14 protein-coding genes and 2 pseudogenes are annotated in these 18,618 nt (G+C 36.7%); 6 read left to right on the forward strand and 10 right to left on the reverse strand.

The window, feature by feature from the left end; genetic code table 11:
* Positions 1-63: 63 nt before the first annotated feature.
* From miaB to ptsH, 4 genes are all read right to left on the reverse strand, one after another.
* On the reverse strand, positions 64-1,491 hold the full coding sequence (gene miaB / locus B0183_RS09640; protein WP_021109763.1) for a tRNA (N6-isopentenyl adenosine(37)-C2)-methylthiotransferase MiaB: 1,428 nt from the start codon (positions 1,489-1,491) through the stop codon (positions 64-66).
* Positions 1,492-1,645: 154 nt separating this feature from the next.
* On the reverse strand, positions 1,646-2,149 hold the full coding sequence (gene crr, locus B0183_RS09645; RefSeq protein ID WP_078208724.1) for a PTS glucose transporter subunit IIA: 504 nt from the start codon (positions 2,147-2,149) through the stop codon (positions 1,646-1,648).
* Positions 2,150-2,222: 73 nt separating this feature from the next.
* Positions 2,223-3,944: a phosphoenolpyruvate-protein phosphotransferase PtsI gene (gene ptsI, locus B0183_RS09650; RefSeq protein ID WP_021119192.1), complete on the reverse strand. Its 1,722-nt coding sequence runs from the start codon at positions 3,942-3,944 to the stop codon at positions 2,223-2,225.
* Between the two features lie 95 nt (positions 3,945-4,039).
* Positions 4,040-4,297, reverse strand: a complete 258-nt coding sequence (ptsH, locus tag B0183_RS09655) for a phosphocarrier protein Hpr (protein ID WP_005714308.1) — start codon at positions 4,295-4,297, stop codon at positions 4,040-4,042.
* Positions 4,298-4,600: 303 nt separating this feature from the next.
* Here ptsH and asd point away from each other — a divergent pair, with 303 nt between their 5' ends.
* From asd to lpxB, 5 genes and pseudogenes are all read left to right on the forward strand, one after another.
* Positions 4,601-5,716: an aspartate-semialdehyde dehydrogenase gene (asd, locus tag B0183_RS09660; protein WP_071610418.1), complete on the forward strand. Its 1,116-nt coding sequence runs from the start codon at positions 4,601-4,603 to the stop codon at positions 5,714-5,716.
* 445 nt (positions 5,717-6,161) lie between these two features.
* Positions 6,162-6,498: pseudogene (locus B0183_RS09670) on the forward strand (helix-turn-helix domain-containing protein).
* Positions 6,498-9,728 carry a DNA methyltransferase family protein gene (locus B0183_RS09675; RefSeq protein ID WP_078208725.1) on the forward strand — a complete coding sequence of 1,077 codons (3,231 nt, stop codon included), beginning with the start codon at positions 6,498-6,500 and terminating at the stop codon, positions 9,726-9,728. The pseudogene B0183_RS09670 and the gene B0183_RS09675 overlap by 1 nt, the downstream one beginning before the upstream one ends.
* A gap of 55 nt (positions 9,729-9,783) precedes the next feature.
* Positions 9,784-10,201: pseudogene (locus tag B0183_RS09680) on the forward strand (transposase); the annotation flags it as partial.
* Between the two features lie 79 nt (positions 10,202-10,280).
* Positions 10,281-11,444, forward strand: a complete 1,164-nt coding sequence (gene lpxB / locus B0183_RS09685; RefSeq protein ID WP_078208726.1) for a lipid-A-disaccharide synthase — start codon at positions 10,281-10,283, stop codon at positions 11,442-11,444.
* Positions 11,445-11,476: 32 nt separating this feature from the next.
* Here the strand turns inward: lpxB and secF are convergent, their stop codons facing one another.
* From secF to yajC, 3 genes are read right to left on the reverse strand one after another with little or no spacing between them, the layout of a single operon-like run.
* Positions 11,477-12,448 (reverse strand): protein translocase subunit SecF, encoded by a 972-nt coding sequence (gene secF, locus B0183_RS09690; RefSeq protein WP_021111340.1) that lies wholly within the window; start codon positions 12,446-12,448, stop codon positions 11,477-11,479.
* Between the two features lie 10 nt (positions 12,449-12,458).
* Entirely contained in the window at positions 12,459-14,303 is a 1,845-nt protein-coding gene (gene secD / locus B0183_RS09695) for a protein translocase subunit SecD (protein WP_071610421.1), read from the reverse strand.
* A 28-nt stretch (positions 14,304-14,331) separates the two neighbouring features.
* Entirely contained in the window at positions 14,332-14,625 is a 294-nt protein-coding gene (gene yajC, locus B0183_RS09700; RefSeq protein ID WP_005713354.1) for a preprotein translocase subunit YajC, read from the reverse strand.
* Positions 14,626-14,830: 205 nt separating this feature from the next.
* Here yajC and B0183_RS09705 point away from each other — a divergent pair, with 205 nt between their 5' ends.
* Positions 14,831-15,391: a YtfJ family protein gene (locus tag B0183_RS09705; RefSeq protein ID WP_021111341.1), complete on the forward strand. Its 561-nt coding sequence runs from the start codon at positions 14,831-14,833 to the stop codon at positions 15,389-15,391.
* 87 nt (positions 15,392-15,478) lie between these two features.
* Here the strand turns inward: B0183_RS09705 and argG are convergent, their stop codons facing one another.
* From argG to kdsB, 3 genes are all read right to left on the reverse strand, one after another.
* Entirely contained in the window at positions 15,479-16,810 is a 1,332-nt protein-coding gene (argG, locus tag B0183_RS09710; protein ID WP_005713358.1) for an argininosuccinate synthase, read from the reverse strand.
* Positions 16,811-16,999: 189 nt separating this feature from the next.
* Complete coding sequence (locus B0183_RS09715; protein WP_005713360.1) at positions 17,000-17,683, reverse strand: 2,3-diphosphoglycerate-dependent phosphoglycerate mutase; 684 nt, start codon at positions 17,681-17,683, stop codon at positions 17,000-17,002.
* A gap of 160 nt (positions 17,684-17,843) precedes the next feature.
* Positions 17,844-18,611: a 3-deoxy-manno-octulosonate cytidylyltransferase gene (gene kdsB / locus B0183_RS09720; RefSeq protein WP_016527686.1), complete on the reverse strand. Its 768-nt coding sequence runs from the start codon at positions 18,609-18,611 to the stop codon at positions 17,844-17,846.
* Positions 18,612-18,618: the final 7 nt, after the last annotated feature.

Below are 18,618 nucleotides of genomic sequence, written 5' to 3' on the forward strand. Positions count from 1 at the left end.
TAGATACACTAGGAGGCCAATGTAGAGGAGAGTAATTCTCCTCTCATTACTAATATAGAGTGCTTACAAATTCACCACAAATTTCCCAACCCCAAGATCATCTTCTTTGCGAGTACGATTAATTACACTTTGAGCGGATTCAATAACACGTAAACCCATCTGATCTTCGGTTCTCACCACTTCACCACGCAATGAGTTGGTATAAACATCAGTAATTTTAACATCCACAAATTTGCCGATCATATTAGGTGTACCTTGGAAATTGACAATACGGTTGCTTTCAGTACGTCCTGTTAATTCCATAATGTCTTTCTTAGATGGGCCTTCAACTAAAATACGTTGTTCTGTGCCTAACATTGCACGACTAAATTGCATTGCTTGGTTGTTGATACGTTGTTGTAAGCGGTATAAACGCTCTTTTTTCTCATCTTCTGTCACATCATCAGGCAGATCCGCTGCTGGCGTACCTGGACGAGCAGAATAGATAAAGCTGAAGCTCATATCGAAATTGACTTGCTCAATGATTTTCATTGTTTGTTCAAAATCTTCAGCTGTTTCACCTGGGAAGCCAACAATAAAGTCAGAGCTGATTTGAATATCAGGGCGAGCCTCACGCAATTTACGGATAATGGCTTTATACTCTAACGCCGTATGGTTACGTTTCATCATCGTTAAGACACGGTCTGAACCACTTTGGATAGGTAAGTGTAAGAAGCTCACTAGCTCAGGGGTATCTTTATATACCTCAATGATGTCGTCCGTAAATTCAATAGGGTGACTTGTAGTATAACGAACACGGTCAATGCCATCAATCGAAGCAACTAAACGTAGTAATTCCGCAAAAGAACAGATACCACCGTCAAAGGTTTCACCACGATAAGCATTCACATTTTGACCAAGCAAATTTACTTCACGCACGCCTTGTTCAGCCAGTTGAGCAATTTCAAATAGCACATCATCAACAGGACGGCTAACTTCTTCACCACGGGTATAAGGCACAACACAGAATGAACAATATTTATTGCAACCTTCCATAATCGACACAAATGCAGTTGGACCTTCTGCACGAGGTTCAGGCAAGCGGTCAAATTTCTCAATTTCAGGGAAGCTAATATCTACTACTGAACTTTTTCCGCCACGAATTTGGTTAATCATTTCAGGCAGACGATGTAAAGTTTGCGGTCCGAAAACAATATCGACGAAAGGGGCACGTTCACGAATATGTTCACCTTCTTGTGAAGCTACGCAACCACCCACACCGATAATTAAATCAGGTTTATCTTTTTTCCAGTTTTTCCAGCGACCAAGTTGAGAGAACACTTTTTCTTGTGCTTTTTCACGGATAGAACAGGTGTTAAGCAGTAATATATCTGCATCTTCAGGATTTTCGGTTAATTCTAAACCGTGTGTGCTATTTAAAAGGTCTGCCATTTTTGACGAGTCATACTCGTTCATTTGGCAACCCCAAGTGGTAATATGTAATTTTGCCATTTTCAAATAATAGATAAATCAGTAAGTAAAAAATAAAAGTAGAGTTGTTTATCCTTTGGAATAGGGTGTACCTTATTTTACATGTTTGTATATATCATCGCTATAAAAAAGAAAACCACGACAAAAACTCGTGGTTTTTATTCAAGTAGTGTAACTATTTTGTTAAAACTAAAACAGTACTTTCACCTGCCACAACTTCTCCAGACAATTTTTGAAGATTTGTTACTTCATCCATATTTGAAATTACAACAGGTGTTAATACTGATTTTGCTTTGGATTGAAGTAATTCAAGATCAAATTTGATGATAGGATCACCAACTTTAACCTCTTGATTTTCTTCTGCAAGACGTGTGAAACCTTCGCCTTTTAACTCGACGGTATCAATACCGAAGTGAACAAAAAGCTCAACACCATCTTCTGACTCAATAGAGAATGCGTGATTAGTTTCAAAGATTTTACCAATTGTGCCGTTTACTGGAGCAACAATCGTATCACCAGTAGGACGAATAGCAATGCCATCACCTACGATCTTTTCCGAAAACACAACATCTGGAACATCTTTAATATTTACAATTTCACCTGAAAGCGGTGCATAGATTTTCACTTCCTTCGCAACAGCTTCTTTTTTGCCGCCGAATAGTTTGTCAAAAAATCCCATAATTTAATCTCCATTATTAAATGAACAAAATTCTCGCATATTTTATACGAGAATTTTGTGTTTGTATTCAATTTTAGTTAAGGTTTTGGTAAAACTCATCAACTAAACGTTCAATATCTGCTGCTGTTGGTTGTGCAAGTGCTTTATCTGCAAGAGCTTTGGCATCAGCATAGTTAATGTTACGCGCTAATTTTTTAACGTGAGGCACTGAAATTGCACTCATACTAAACTCATCTAAGCCCATACCAAGTAATAGCGCAGTTGCGCGCACATCACCTGCTAGCTCACCACACATACCAGTCCATTTACCTTCTGCGTGTGAAGCATCAATCACTTGTTTGATTAAGTTCAAGACAGATGGGGTTAATGGGTTGTATAGGTGAGCGATAATTTCATTACCACGATCTACCGCTAGGGTATATTGTGTTAAATCGTTAGTACCGATACTGAAGAAATCTACTTCTTTTGCAAGGTGACGAGCATTTACTGCAGCTGATGGCGTTTCGACCATTACGCCAATTTGAAGATTTTTGTCAAAGGCTTTACCTTCCAAGTGAAGCTGTGCTTTAAGTTCTGCAATAATGCCTTTTAATTCACGGATCTCTTCCACAGAAATAATCATCGGGAACATCACCGCAAGTTTACCAAATGCAGAAGCTCTTAATACAGCACGCAATTGAGTATCTAAAATTTCACGACGTACTAAGCCAATACGAACTGCGCGCCAGCCCAAGAATGGGTTCATCTCTTTTGGTAATTCTAAGTATGGTAGCTCTTTATCACCGCCGATGTCCATTGTACGAAGCACTACGAGCTTACCATTCATTGCTTCAACAATTTCTTTATAGGCTTGGAACTGTTCTTCTTCACCAGGTAACTGGTTACGATCCATAAATAAAAATTCGGTACGGTATAAACCAACTCCTTCGCCACCGTTACGCAACACGCCATCAACATCACGGATAGTACCAATGTTTCCAACAACTTCAATGCGATGTCCGTCTAAGGTTTCGGCTGGTAAATCTTTTAATTTAGCCAGTTCAGCTTTTTCGTCCGCAATTCTTGCTTGTAATGCTTTGGCTTTTTCAAGCTGTTCTGCCGAAGGATTGATGTGAACTTCATTGTTAATGGCATCAAGAATTAAAATGTCACCTGTATTGACTAATGAAGTAATATTGTTTGTACCTACAACAGCGGGAAGCTCTAACGAACGAGCCATAATAGAAGTATGAGATGTGCGACCGCCAATATCAGTAACAAAGCCAAGCACTTTATCTAAGTTTAATTGTGCAGTTTCAGATGGAGTGAGATCGTAAGCAACAAGGATAGCTTCCTCTTGGATATCACCAAAATCAACAATGTTCATACCTAAAATGTTACGGATCAAGCGGTTACCAATATCACGAATATCACCAGCGCGCTCTTTTAGATATTCATCATCAATTTCCGCAAGCATTGAAGCCTGCATATCAATGATTTTACTTGCGGCAACATCGGCAGTTACAAGATTGTCTTCGATGTAGCCTAGAATTTCTTCTTCTAATTCTTCATCTTCCAAGATCATTAAATGACCTTCAAAGATTGCTTCTTTTTCTTCGCCTAACGTGCGTCTTGCTTTTTCTTTAATTGCTGTAAGTTGTGCTGCTGCTTTTTCACGTCCAGTAAAAAATTTACTTTTTTCAGCTTCAATTTGAGTGGGTGTAATTTTATGTGTGTTAAGAACAATAGGTTCTTCTTTCAGAACTAAGGCTTTACCAAATACAATACCTGGGGAAGCGGCAATACCTGTGATCATAAATTAATCCTCGGCTAGAATTTAGTAGATGCTAAATAGCACGAAAGACTTTACCATTAAATAAAATGGTAAAGTCATCAATATCAAAAGGACAACTATTCTAAAGTAGGGATTAAATCTACCAAGAAATCTACAGCTTTCTGTTCGTCTTCGCCTTCAGCAGAAAGAGTGATGATAGTTCCTTGCGCAAGACCTAGGGTCTGAAGTTTAAATAAACTTTTTGCACTGGCACTTTTACCATTAGATGTGACAGTAATATCTGAAGCGAAGCCTTTTGCTGCTTTTACAAATTCAGCCGCGGGGCGTGTATGTAAGCCATTCGGGCAAGTGATTGTTACATCTTTTGAGTACATTGTTGGTTCCTCTGTGTATATCAAATAATAAATGGAGGACTTTTTAGGGAAGAGCCTCCAAAGTAAGTCACGGGATTACTTTACTACAAAATCGGTATAAAAACACGATAAAAGAGATTAAATAAATGATAAATGTCAATTATTAGTGTGTATTTTAATCAATTTATAAAATCGTTTGCGTATTTTATGAATTATGTGTTTTATTTTCTTTTTTATAGAATTATTGATTGCAATTACCCTTAAAATCTTGTATTTATCCATACTTTCAATTCAAACACAACTTCAACTTTTTAGGAGCATAAAATGCAAAATGTAGGTTTTATCGGATGGCGTGGTATGGTGGGGTCGGTTCTAATGGAGCGTATGATTCAAGAGAACGACTTTGCGAACATTAACCCTGTTTTCTTTACCACATCACAAGCGGGTCAAAAAGCCCCTGTTTTTGCAGACAAAGAGGCTGGTGCATTAAAAGACGCTTTTGATATTGCAGAATTACAAAAATTAGACATTATCGTGACCTGTCAAGGCGGCGATTACACCAACGAAGTCTATCCAAAATTAAAAGCAACAGGTTGGAATGGTTATTGGATCGATGCCGCTTCTGCACTGCGTATGCAAGATGATGCGATCATTGTGTTAGACCCAGTAAACCAACACGTTATTACCGAAGGTTTACAAAAAGGCATTAAAACCTTTGTGGGCGGAAACTGTACTGTGAGCTTAATGTTAATGGCAATCGGTGGTTTATTTGAGAAAGATCTCGTGGAATGGGTGTCTGTGGCAACTTACCAAGCGGCTTCCGGTGCAGGTGCGAAGAATATGCGTGAGTTACTGGTACAAATGGGCGAGTTAGAAGATGCAGTAAAAGCAGAGCTTGCAGATCCAGCGTCATCTATTTTAGAGATTGAACGTAAAGTGACCGCTGAAATTCGTTCAGAAGATTTCCCAACGGCAAACTTTGGGGCGCCACTTGCAGGTAGCTTAATTCCTTGGATTGATAAATTATTACCGGAAACAGGACAAACCAAAGAAGAGTGGAAAGGTTACGCAGAAACCAACAAAATTTTAGGTTTAAGTGCAAATCCAATCCCAGTTGATGGTTTATGTGTGCGTATCGGTGCATTACGCTGCCACAGCCAAGCGTTCACCATCAAACTCAAAAAAGATTTACCATTAGCAGAAATTGAACAAATCATTGCAGCTCACAATGAATGGGTGAAAGTCATTCCAAATGATCGTGAAACGACGTTGCGTGAATTAACACCAGCGAAAGTGACTGGTACATTAACTGTTCCAGTGGGTCGTTTACGCAAACTAGCAATGGGGCCAGAGTACTTAGCGGCATTTACCGTTGGTGACCAATTATTATGGGGTGCGGCAGAGCCTGTTCGTCGTATTTTAGTGCAGTTAGTTAAATAATCTTTTCATCTAATGATCAAGCGGTCAGATTATTGCAAAATCCTGATATTATGTAACAGTTGCGCAGAGGTTTCATCCGCTTGATGAATTAATTTCTGATACAGTATAATTGAGTGAAACGGCATTGTGCTTGCATAATGTTGATAGCTTGATGAAGTGTTGCAATCTTTTCATCCACCAATGCTAAATGTTGTAACACTTATTTTAGTTCTCATTGTAACTCGGTCAGTTTTTTCTCAATTTGGTTTAAATACACTTGTTTTGCCATCAGTGAAAAATCACCTCTTGATATGCGGTTTCATGTGTATTGTGAGACACATTCTCCAAAATGTCTTGGAGAACTGCCAACCGTTTAATGCTCATTTAGCAAAGCGTTTAACTGTCGATTGTGTTTCTCCGAAAGTAACAACAGCCAGTTGTGTACTTTTGAAAATAGAACGCTCAAATGTATATATCAGAAAGGTTAAGACAAGTTTGTGAAGCAAAAAACTGGAAAATTAAAGACGTTGCAGAGCAAACAGGTATCCCTTACGCACCAATGTTATGTCAGAGATGAACGCGAGCCAAATGCAGAAGGAATGACTGCGATTGCTAAAGCAGGAGTAAATTTGAATTGGTCAGTTAGTTGTGAAGGTGAAATGTTTCAAACGGTAAAACAAAGAAATGAAGTGTTGGAACAGGAAGAACAACTGCTCGCAGGTCACTGCACAATGCCTGAAAATCTTCAAAATTCATTTTCTATTTCATTTCAAGAAATCAATAAATTAAATAAGGTTAATTAATGTATTCAACGAGCATTCTTAGAAAACTTGGTAGTGGTGAATATCAAGTAAAACTATCTGAAACTTTAACATCAATTATAAAGCAAATTAATAAAGCGGAAACAGAAGCTACAATCGCTTCTATTTTTGAAAATAATTTACATTATTTAATAAAGAGTTTTTTTGGAAAAGAAATAATTTTTCATAAAGAAAGCGGAAAGAATTTTTTTAGACATAAATTTTTAGGAAGAATTGATGCCATATCAAATGGATTAGTTATTGAGTACAAATCAATTGATAAATTAACACGTGAAAAAGATCAAAAAAATGCTATTTCACAAACAAAAGATTATTTGAAACAAATACATAATGAATCTGGGAATAATTATCAAGGGTTGGTAACAAATGGGAAGAAAATCGCATATTTATATTTTATTGGTGATGAAATAAAAAATACTGCATTTTCAACAATAGAAGTAAAGGATTTGGATAGAATTATTCAATCATTAATCAATGTAGGTTCAAAGCAATTTTCACCGAAAAATATAGTATCTGACTTTAAATCCACATCACATATAACACAAAACTTATCAAATAGTTTATATGATGCCATTTGTACTCATAAAACACAAAAAACAGAAATGCTAATGGAAGAATGGCAAGTTTTGTTTAGATTATCTGAGTCTGATAAAGGTCAAAATCAAGATATAGAAAAAAGAAGAAAAAAACTATCGGAAATATTTAGTGATAACATTAATAATAATGAGAAAGAATATCTGGCTCTCTATGTTCTTCAAACATCTTATGCGATAATTGTGAAATTAATAGCATGTAAAGTCATTCAAACTCTTTCGTTTAGTGAAGATGTTAAGTTTTTCTCAGATCTTAGTGTTATTGATTCTATTAAATTACAGCGTTTTATGGAGAAACTTGAAGATGGATATGTTTTTTCTAGTGGTGGAATTAGAAACTTACTGGAAGGTGACTTCTATTCTTGGTATTCAGATAAAAACCAATGGAACCAAAAAATATATAATAGTATAAAAAATATAATTAAAGAGTTAGAGTTTTATTCAAGTTCAAATTTTAGTTATGAATTTCAGACGATAGATATTTTTAAAGATTTATATATGGAAATAATGCCTAATGAAATTAGGCATAGTTTAGGAGAATATTTCACTCCATCTTGGATGGCTGATCATGTTGTATCTCGTTCACTTGAGAAACTAAACAAAGAATCTTGGAAAGCTATAGATCCATGTTGTGGAAGTGGGGTATTTTTAATATCATTAATAAAATCGATACTAGATAAACACGAATTATATAGTTTAACTATAAAAGAAAAACAAGAGTTATTATTAAGAATACTATCAAGTGTATATGGTATTGATTTAAACCCTCTATCAGTTTTAACTGCAAGAGTTAGTTATTTTTTGGCTATAAGACCATTAATTGACGATCAAAAAATAGAAATCCCTGTCTATCTTGGTGATTCAGCTAATATACCACAAAAAATTGAACTCGATAATATAGCTTGTTATACATATACCGTAGACACAAAACAAGGGGATTTTAATATTATTTTTCCTTGTAATTTTGTTGAAAGTAGTTCTTTTTTTGAAAGAATGTATCGTTTACAAACAACAGTAGAAGCTGAAGACCCTAAATTATTATACCATCAAATTATTGAAAATATAGATAAAGACTCTATCAATAACAAGATCAAACAAAGTATAAAAATATTGTCAAGTAAATTGGTTGAATTACATAAAAATGAATGGGACGGTATTTGGATTAGAATTACATCAAACTTTATGCTAATTGCAAGAGTTAAAGAGATGGATCTAATTTTAGGTAACCCACCTTGGGTAAAATGGGAATTTTTACCCCAAAATTATGCTGAAAAGATCAAGAGTTTGTGTATTGATAGAAAATTATTCTCAGGCCAAAGTTATATGGGAGCTATATCACTCAATTTATGTGCTTTAATTGCAAATGTCACATCAGATAAATGGCTAACTAATAAAGGCTTACTAGCATTCTTAATGCCAAAAACAATTATGACTCAAGATTCTTATGCTGGTTTCAGAAATTTTTATTTATCTGATGGTAGTCGAATGTATTTAAGTGAAATAGATGATTGGTCTAATGCCGGAAACCCTTTTATTGTAACTACTGAAAAGTTTATGACATATTTTTATGAAAAAAATCCTGTAGATTACTCAAATGGGATACCTATAAATTTATTCTATAAAAAATCCAATGTGAAAATCACAGAAGTAAATAGATTTCATACATTTGAAAAAGTAAAAGATTTCTTTCAGATTAAAGATGGAATGGCTTATCAATTAAGCGAAAATAGAACGGGATTTACTTTACTCCCTGAAAGAGATTATACAATTTTAAGGAAGCTAAAGTTAATTTCTGGAACTTCGGATTATAAAGCTAGGAGTGGTGTTGAGTTTACGCCTGCTGAGGTTTACTTCATTGAACCTGAGAAAAGAACCAGTAAAAACACTTTTTATTTTAGAAACTCTGAATTCAAAAATTCAGTTTACAAAAATGACAGTAATTATAAATTTGAGCTTGAAACAAAATATATAAAACCAGTAATAAAAAGCCCATTTATTAAACCTTTTGAGATATTAAAGTCTAATAACTATTGTATATTTCCTTATGAAAATAATAGTCGGAAATCAATATCATTAGAGAATTTGGTTAAAGAATGTGAATTATTATCTAATTATTTAATAATTAATAAAAATTTAATAGAAAAACAATCTAAAAGAAGTTTGATGATTTCTATGGGAAATGATTTTTATTCATTATCCAAAGTTGGTAATTACACATTTTCTCCATATAAAGTTGTTTTTCGAGATAATACAAGTATGTGTGCTAGTGTTGTTATTGAACAGGAAACTCCATGGGGAGAGAAAATTTTGCCTATTCCAGCAAAACATGCCCCTTATATATCAATGGATAAGAACGGCGCAGAAATAACGGAAGAAGAAGCATATTATTTATGCGGAATTTTAAATACCGACATCATTAATAAATATTTCAAATTCACTTTCAGTGGAAGATCTTATAGTATAAATTTTGAAATTAAATTACCTAAATTTAACCGCAAAAATTCAATTCAATACGAAATAGCAAAATTAGCTCAAGAATTGACTGTGAAGAAAATAAATTATGAAGAAGGAATATCAAGAATAGAAGAATTATACTTGGAATTATGCGATTCTATTTAACATAAATATGTGGCTAAAAACTAAATTGACATTTTAAATTTATATAAAGTTTGGAGGTGTTTCAGCGATTTCAATGAGCCGCCATTTGAATGTGAACTATAAGACCGATTTTGTCCTTTGCCATAAATTACGTGAAGTGCCATTCAAAACTTATGATTTAAGCCCATTACAAGGTGAAATCCTCGCAGATGGTGCCTAGGTTAATTTTAATTGTGCAACACTAACTTCTCTAAAAATCGCTATAAATAGTAACAAAAAGCCGATAAACAATGGCGAAAATTCCCAAAGTTCAGGCCGACTAAGCGTTGTATTATCAGTCTCAATCAATGAGCTTTTAATGATGATTGTGGGGTTTAAATGGAACTATTGTGGCAATGAACTATACTGAAAATGCCAAAACAATTTTAGCATTAAACCACCAATTCGTGAAACAAGGTGGTAATATTATGTGTGATGAAAATATGGCGTATCAAACCTATATACCAAAAAACATAGGCTAACCTAGTAAATTCTCATATAATATAAGCATCTTTAACTATTTATGGACTATTTATGATAATATCATCCCCCCTTATAGCTATTGTCGCTGGTGAAATCTCAGGCGATATTTTAGGTGCCGGATTGATTAAAGCACTCAAAGTACATTATCCAAATGCTCGTTTTATCGGCGTTGCTGGTGAAAAAATGTTAAAGGAAGGGTGTGAAACCCTGTTTGATATGGAAGAGCTGGCGGTAATGGGGCTTGCCGAAGTGGTTAAGCATTTGCCACGTTTGCTCAAACGCCGTAAACAAGTCATTGATACAATGCTTGCATTGAAACCTGATATTTTTATCGGGATTGATGCCCCAGATTTTAATCTTTGCGTAGAAGAAAAGCTCAAAGCTCAAGGTATCAAAACCATACACTATGTTAGCCCGTCAGTCTGGGCGTGGCGACAAAATCGTGTGTATAAAATTGCTCGTGCAACCGATCTTGTTTTAGCATTTTTACCTTTTGAAAAAGCCTTTTACGACCGTTTTAATGTCCCTTGCCGTTTTATTGGACATACAATGGCAGATGCGATTGCCTTGAAACCTAATCGACAAGAGGCTTACCGTTTGTTGCAATTAGATGAAAACCAACGTTATGTGGCGATTTTGGTTGGAAGCCGTGGAAGTGAAGTAAATTTCCTAGCTGAACCATTTTTAAAAACAGCACAACTACTTAAAACTCAATATCCTGATATTCAATTTTTAGTGCCGTTAGTTAATGAAAAACGTCGTGAACAATTTGAAGCAATTAAAGCACAAGTCGCTCCAGAATTAGATGTAATATCCTTAGCTGGTAATGCGCGCGCTGCGATGATGGTTGCTGAAGCGACATTATTAGCATCTGGTACAGCCGCACTTGAAGCGATGTTATGTAAATCGCCGATGGTGGTGGGTTATAAGATGAAACCTTTAACCTATTGGTTAGCAAAAAGATTGGTAAAAACAGATTACATCTCTTTGCCAAATTTATTGGCAAACGAACCGCTTGTCCCAGAACTTATTCAAGCGGATTGTTCCCCTGAAAATTTAGCAAAACATTTGAGTATTTATTTATCTCAAATGCCCGAAGATGTGGCTCGGAAGAATGCGTTGAAACAGCGTTTTATGGAATTACATCAATATATTCAATGTGATGCTGATGCTCAAGCTGCACAGGCTGTGGTTGATGTCTTGAATAGAGAGTAAAAACGGGCGATTTTTGCCCGTTTTATACAAAATCAATAATCAACAAGTGATTGTTGATCCGCACCCTCTTTCTCTACTACAGGCTGAATCATATGCTCACGTTTCAAGCCTAATTCAAGAGCAACACCTACCGCCACATAAATAGACGAGTAAGTACCGAAAGCGATACCGATCAATAATGCCAGTGAGAAGCTATGTAATGTTGGACCACCTAATAGATAGAGTGAGAATACTACAAATAGCGTTGTAACAGAGGTCATCAATGTTCTTGATAATGTTTGGCTCAGTGAAATATCCACAATTTCGACTGAATTTGCTCGGCGAATTTTAGGGAAATTTTCACGAACACGGTCAAATACCACGATACTGTCGTTTAAAGAATAACCAACAACGGATAAAATCGCAGCCACGAAAGTAAGATCAATTTCAATCTGTAAGAATGAGAAAAGACCAATAGTCACCATTACGTCGTGGAACAAGGCTAAAATCCCCCCTGTTGCTAAACGCCATTCAAAGCGAAGGCCAACGTAAATCAGCAACATTGCAAGGGTTGCTAATGTGCCGTAAATCGCCCCTTGGGTTAATTCTTCACCGACATTTGGACCAACGAACTCAATACTTTGAATTTTAGCTTCTGGATCTAATTTTTGGTGAATTAAATCCATTACCGTATTCCCCAAAGACATATCGCCAGCCGAAGCAGGTAGGCGGATCATTACATCTTTTTGTCCACCAAAGGTTTGAACTAAAGCACTAGTATAACCATTTTCTGTTAATACTTCACGAACCTTTGCCAAATCTGCAGGCTGTGAAAAGTTGGTTTCAATTACTGTACCGCCAGTAAAATCCAATCCCCAGTTAAACCCTTTAGTCACAATGGTAAACACACAAAGTGCCGTAATGATCAATGAAAATACATACGCAATGTAGCGGTATTTCATAAAGGGAACTAATTTATAAGGTAGTTTAATCTCTACTTCTTTTTCTGTTGTTTGAACAGTCATTTAATTCCCCTTAGATCCAAAGTTTTTTCACACGTTTACCACCGTAAACAAGGTTCACTAACATACGAGTTCCTGTAATTGCGGTGAACATTGAGATCATTACCCCTAGTGCAAGAGTCACAGCGAAGCCTTTGACTGGACCTGTTCCTACTGCATAAAGAATAATCGCAACTAATATTGTGGTTAAGTTAGAGTCGAAGATACTGGTGAATGCACCATTATAGCCTTCGTGAATTGCCTGCTGAATAGAACGACCATTACGAATTTCTTCTTTAATCCGTTCATAAATCAATACGTTAGCATCAATTGACATACCTACAGCTAACACAATCCCTGCAATACCAGGCATTGTTAATGTAGCTCCAATTAATGACATCAACCCGATGGTTAAAACTAAGTTAGCTAATAAAGCAGCTGTCGCAAATAGACCGAAGACTTTGTAATACACCACGCAGAATAAGATCGTTAGACCTAAACCTAACATACTTGCGTCCATACCTTGAGCAACGTTATCTGCACCTAATGAAGCCCCGATAGTTCGTTCTTCAACAATCACAATCGGTGCGATCAAAGCTCCAGAACGTAGTAATACAGCAAGGTTTTGTGCTTCAGCCGCACTGTTAATACCTGTAATTTGGAATGAGCTACCTAAACGAGAGTTAATGGTTGCAACGTTAATCACTTCTTCGTGTTTTTCAAGAATCACTTTCCCGTTTGCATCACGGCGACCTGAATCTTTAAACTCACTATAAAGGGTTGCCATCGGCTTACCTACAGCAGATTTTGTCGCATTTGACATCAAATCCCCGCCTTGTGCATCAAGATTAATACTAACATTAGGCAAACCACGTTCATCTTTGCCCGAAGTTGCATTAATAATATGTTCACCACCTAAAATGGTTTTGCGATATAACACCGTCGGCATACCATCACGACTATATTTAATCTCCGAATCCGCAGGAACAATACCACGAGCCGCAGACTCTAAGTTAGCATTACCATTGACTAAACGAAATTCAAGAGTTGCAGTTGCCCCTAAAATCTCTTTCGCACGAGCGGTATCTTGCACCCCTGGAAGTTCAACAACAATACGATCTGCCCCTTGACGTTGAATAGTCGGCTCAGACACACCAAGTTCTTCCACACGCTTACGCAAAATCGACAAGTTTTGTTCGATAGCTAAATCACGAGAAGTTGCTAACCCCTGAGCAGATTGAGCAAAACGCACAACGGTTGGAGAAATATAAGTTGCTTCTAAATTAGGATTAGTACGGCGAATATAACGAACTGCTTTATCTGCAGTATCGGTATCATTAAATTCTACATCTGTTGCAAAATTTTCTGCTTTTTTAACCGCTTTGTATTGCCATTTTTCCTTACGAAAATCGTTACGCAAGGTATCTTGTAGCTGATCTTGCTGTTTCGCCAATGCCGTATTCATATCCACTTCCATTAAGAAGCGAACACCGCCACGCAAATCCAAACCACGCTTCATCGGCTCACCACCGATTGAAGTTAGCCATTCTGGCGTTGCAGGCGCAAGGTTTAAAGCGACAGAATAATTATTGCCTAAGACTTCAGCGATTTTTTCCTTAGCTGGAAGCTGTTCCTCGTCCTTATTTAAACGCACTAAAATCGAACCATTTTCAAGGTTCATCGCCTTAGGCGTAATATTTAATGAAGCGAGTGCTGATTGAACTTGCGTCAGCGTTTCAGCTGAAGCTTGTTGCCCTCTAGTACCGGAAACCTGTACCGAAGGGTCTTCACCATATAAATTTGGAAGGGCGTATAAAATGCCAATGGCGACCACAAGGATCACCATTAGGTTCTTCCAAAGAGGGAAACGGTTTAACACGATAAGTCCCCTTTCTTAAAGGAAAAAATTAAAGAGATTTGAGTGAACCTTTTGGTAACACTGCAACTACGAAATCACGTTTGATAGTTACTTCGGTAGTATCGTTCAATGCGATCACAACATTGTCATTATCTGCAGTTACTTTAGTAATTTTACCGATTAACCCACCGCTTGTTAGCACTTCATCACCTTTTGATAAACCTGCTAATAATTCACGTTGTTGTTTTTGACGTTTTGCTTGTGGACGATAAATCATAAAATAGAAGATAAGACCGAAAACAACCAAAATAAAGATCATTTCCATTCCGCCGCCTTGTTGCATATAAAGCTCCTTTAAAATTATTAACTAAATTTAGACTTCATCTCGACATTGAGATAATCACTCACTAAAATAACATAAAATCTACCGTTTAACGAGTGGAAATTCAGACAAATCTACTGATCGGCTTTGTTTCTGTTAAGTTTTAGGATAATCTCACAAAATATTGTGTCAAATCATTGAAATTCAATCTTAACAAGGAAAAAAGATGAAAAAAATCGTATTACAAGCGGCAGTATCTTGCCTATTTCTTACAAATGTTGCTTTCGCCCATAATGTACAATTAAACCAAACGTTACCAAGTGTTACCGTTCAACAAGATGGCGAATTAATTGCCAATGGTAAAAAAGTTGATTATCGCCAATGGCAATCTTCAAGCCTAGCTGGAAAGGTAAGAGTAGTTCACCACCTTGCTGGCAGAAGTAGTGTAAAAGAGAAAAATCAACCATTAATGGACGCAATTAAAAATGCAGGGTTTGATCGCAGTAAATACCAAACCACAACCATTATTAATGCAGACGATGCGATTGTTGCAACGGGAGCATTTGTCAAAAATAGTGCAGAAAACGGTAAATTGGAAAACCCTCACTCTCAAGTCATTCTTGATCAAACAAGTAGTGTAAAAAATGCGTGGAAACTAAAAGAAAAAGAGAGTTTTATTGCGGTATTGGATAAAAACGGTAAAGTTCAGTTTGTTTCTGAAGGGAAATTATCTGATACTCAAAACCAACAAATTATTGAATTAGTGAACAGATTAATTTCCCAGTGATAGATAATTCCACAAATGGAGAAAAATGGTGCAAATCGCTTCTAGTGTTACACTACAAGCGATTTGTTATTTCAATTATTTTACGATTTATTTTGTATCCAATTGTGGGATCACATTATTCTGAACAGAAAGCAAACCTGCCTGTGTATAAATACCTAATTTACCACGCGTATCCACAATGTCTAAATTACGCATTGTTAATTGACCGATACGATCTGCTGGGGTAAACGGTGCATCTTCTACTTTTTCCATACTTAAACGTTCTGGTTCATAGGTTAAGTTTGGTGATTCGGTATTCAGAATTGAGTAGTCATTGCCACGACGTAATTCTAAAGTCACTGTGCCCGTAATCGCTTTCGCCACCCAACGTTGTGCTGTTTCACGCAACATTAAGGCTTGCGGATCGAACCAGCGACCTTGATAGAGCAAGCGACCTAAACGTAACCCATTGATACGGTACTGTTCAATCGTATCTTCGTTGTGAATACCTGTTACTAAACGCTCATAGGCAATATGTAATAACGCCATTCCTGGTGCTTCATAGATACCACGAGATTTTGCTTCGATAATACGGTTTTCGATTTGGTCTGACATTCCTAAACCGTGACGACCACCAATGCGGTTTGCTTCAAGAATAAGCTCTACTGCATCTTCGATACGTTTACCATTTAATGCAACAGGCACACCTTCTTCAAAGGTCACAGAAACGACTTCAGGCTTGATTTCAACCGTTTCGTCCCAAAATGCTACGCCCATAATAGGTTTAACGATTTTAATGCCTGTGCTGAGTAACTCAAGGTCTTTAGCTTCGTGAGTTGCCCCTAGCATATTAGAGTCAGTTGAATATGCTTTTTCAACGGACATTTTATAGTCAAAGCCATTTGTAATTAAGAATTGTGACATTTCTAAACGGCCACCAAGTTCGTCAATAAAAGTCTGATCTAACCACGGCTTATAGATTTTGAGTTTTGGATTAGTTAATAAACCATAACGGTAAAAACGTTCAATATCATTGCCTTTAAAGGTCGAGCCATCTCCCCAAATATTAACATCATCTTCTTTCATTGCAGCAACAAGCATTGTCCCTGTTACAGCACGACCAAGCGGAGTGGTATTAAAATAAGGCACGCCACCTGTCGAAATATGGAATGCACCACATTGAATTGCTGCAATACCTTCGTGAGCTAATTGCTGGCGACAATCAATTAAACGAGCATTCTCCGCACCGTATTCCATTGCTTTTCTAGGGATAGCATTGTAATCATCTTCATCTGGTTGCCCTAAATTTGCGGTATAAGCATAAGGCACGGCACCTTTTTGACGCATCCAAAGTAATGCGGCACTGGTATCTAACCCGCCCGAAAATGCAATTCCCACTTTTTGACCAAGTGGAAGCGTTTCTAAAATTGTTGCTGACATAAAACTTCCTAATATTTTTTGAATGAAATTAAAAAATTCTCGCAATCTTACCGATTGCGTTCAAAGTTCGATATTCTAACGCAAAAGTGAAACACAATCTATTCAAAGAAAAAGAATTTATAGGTCACAAAAAAACGGTAAGATGTATTATCTTACCGCCTATAAAATGCATTATATTAACTATTTAAATTATAAATAGAATTTCTCAACAAAGTTTAATTTGTCATCAAGTTTCAACACTAACGGCTGACCGGTTGGGATTTCAAAATCCATAATTTCTTCATCAGAAATACCGATGATATGTTTTGCCAACGCACGGAGAGAGTTACCGTGAGCAGTCACAAGAACACGTTTACCGGATAACAATGCCGGTGCGATTTGGTCTTCCCAGAATGGTAAAACACGCTCTAGGGTGATTTTTAGGTTCTCTGCATTTGGCACAACATCTTTTGGAAGATGTGCATAACGACGGTCGTTATGTGCTGAATTTGGATCTTGCGGATCTAAATCTGGCGGAGAAATATCATAAGAACGACGCCAAATATGAACTTGCTCGTCACCATACTGCTCTGCGGTTGCTTTTTTGTCTAAGCCTTGTAATGCGCCATAGTGACGCTCGTTTAAACGCCAGTTTTTCACTTGTGGAATCCAAAGTTGGTTAGATTCTTCTAACACGATGTTACAGGTTTTGATCGCACGCGTTAAAACAGAAGTGAATGCGATATCAAATTCATAACCTGCATCAAGTAATTTTTTACCTGCCGCTTTTGCTTCTTCAATACCACGCTCTGTTAAGTTTACATCACGCCAACCTGTAAATAAGTTTTTAGCGTTCCACTCACTGAAACCGTGACGAATAAATACTAATTCCATAAGTTCTCCTATATAAAATAAATTGATTTAATGTCTATTTATAACAAAAAATACTTTTTTTTTAAAGTTAAACACAATTAATTTGAAGATAAAAATGATCTATGACAAAAAATAAGATGTAATAATTTATTCCTATGTTGGTAAGAATGCTACTATTTGCTTATTGCGAGCATAGGGTATTTAAAATCTGTCTCACCCGCTCCAAATCCTCAGCCGTATCCACCCCAACTTGAGGGGCTTCTTTGGCTAAATCGAGATGAATTTTCTCGCCATACCATAATGCTCTAAGTTGCTCTAGCGACTCTAGCTGTTCTAATGCCGTTGGCTCCCAAGCCACATATTGCTTAACAAAACCTGCACGGTAAGCATAGATTCCGATATGACGAAGGTAGTTTTGTTGTTGAACAAAAGTATCGTCACATTGAGGAAAATAATCACGTCCAAAAGGGATTGTTGCTCGAGAGAAATAGAGTGCCATTCCGTTTTTATCGGTTAATGTTTTAACCACATTTGGATTAAATAGCTCTTCTCGTGTTGTCAATTTAACTGCAAGAGTTGCCATATTAACTTGATGTTTATCCAAATTTTCAGCTACTTGTGCCACAATCACGGGAGGAATAAGTGGTTCATCGCCTTGAATATTCACGATAATTTCATCATCTGCAATCGCCATTTTTTCAATCACTTCGGCTAAACGTTCTGTGCCAGAATTATGTTTATCTGACGTCAAGCACACTTCTCCCCCAAAACTTGTAACAACCTGTTCGATTTCAGGGTGATCGGTCGCGACGATTACACGGGTGGCTCCAGCTTGTTGTGCCTTTTCCCAAACGTGTTGGATCATCGGTTTACCTGCAATATCTAACAGGGGCTTACGCGGTAAGCGTGTAGAGGCATAACGTGCAGGGATAATGACGGTAAAACTCATAAAATCT

The sequence above is a fragment of the Glaesserella parasuis genome (assembly GCF_002015085.1).
Classification (GTDB): Bacteria; Pseudomonadota; Gammaproteobacteria; order Enterobacterales; family Pasteurellaceae; genus Glaesserella; species Glaesserella parasuis.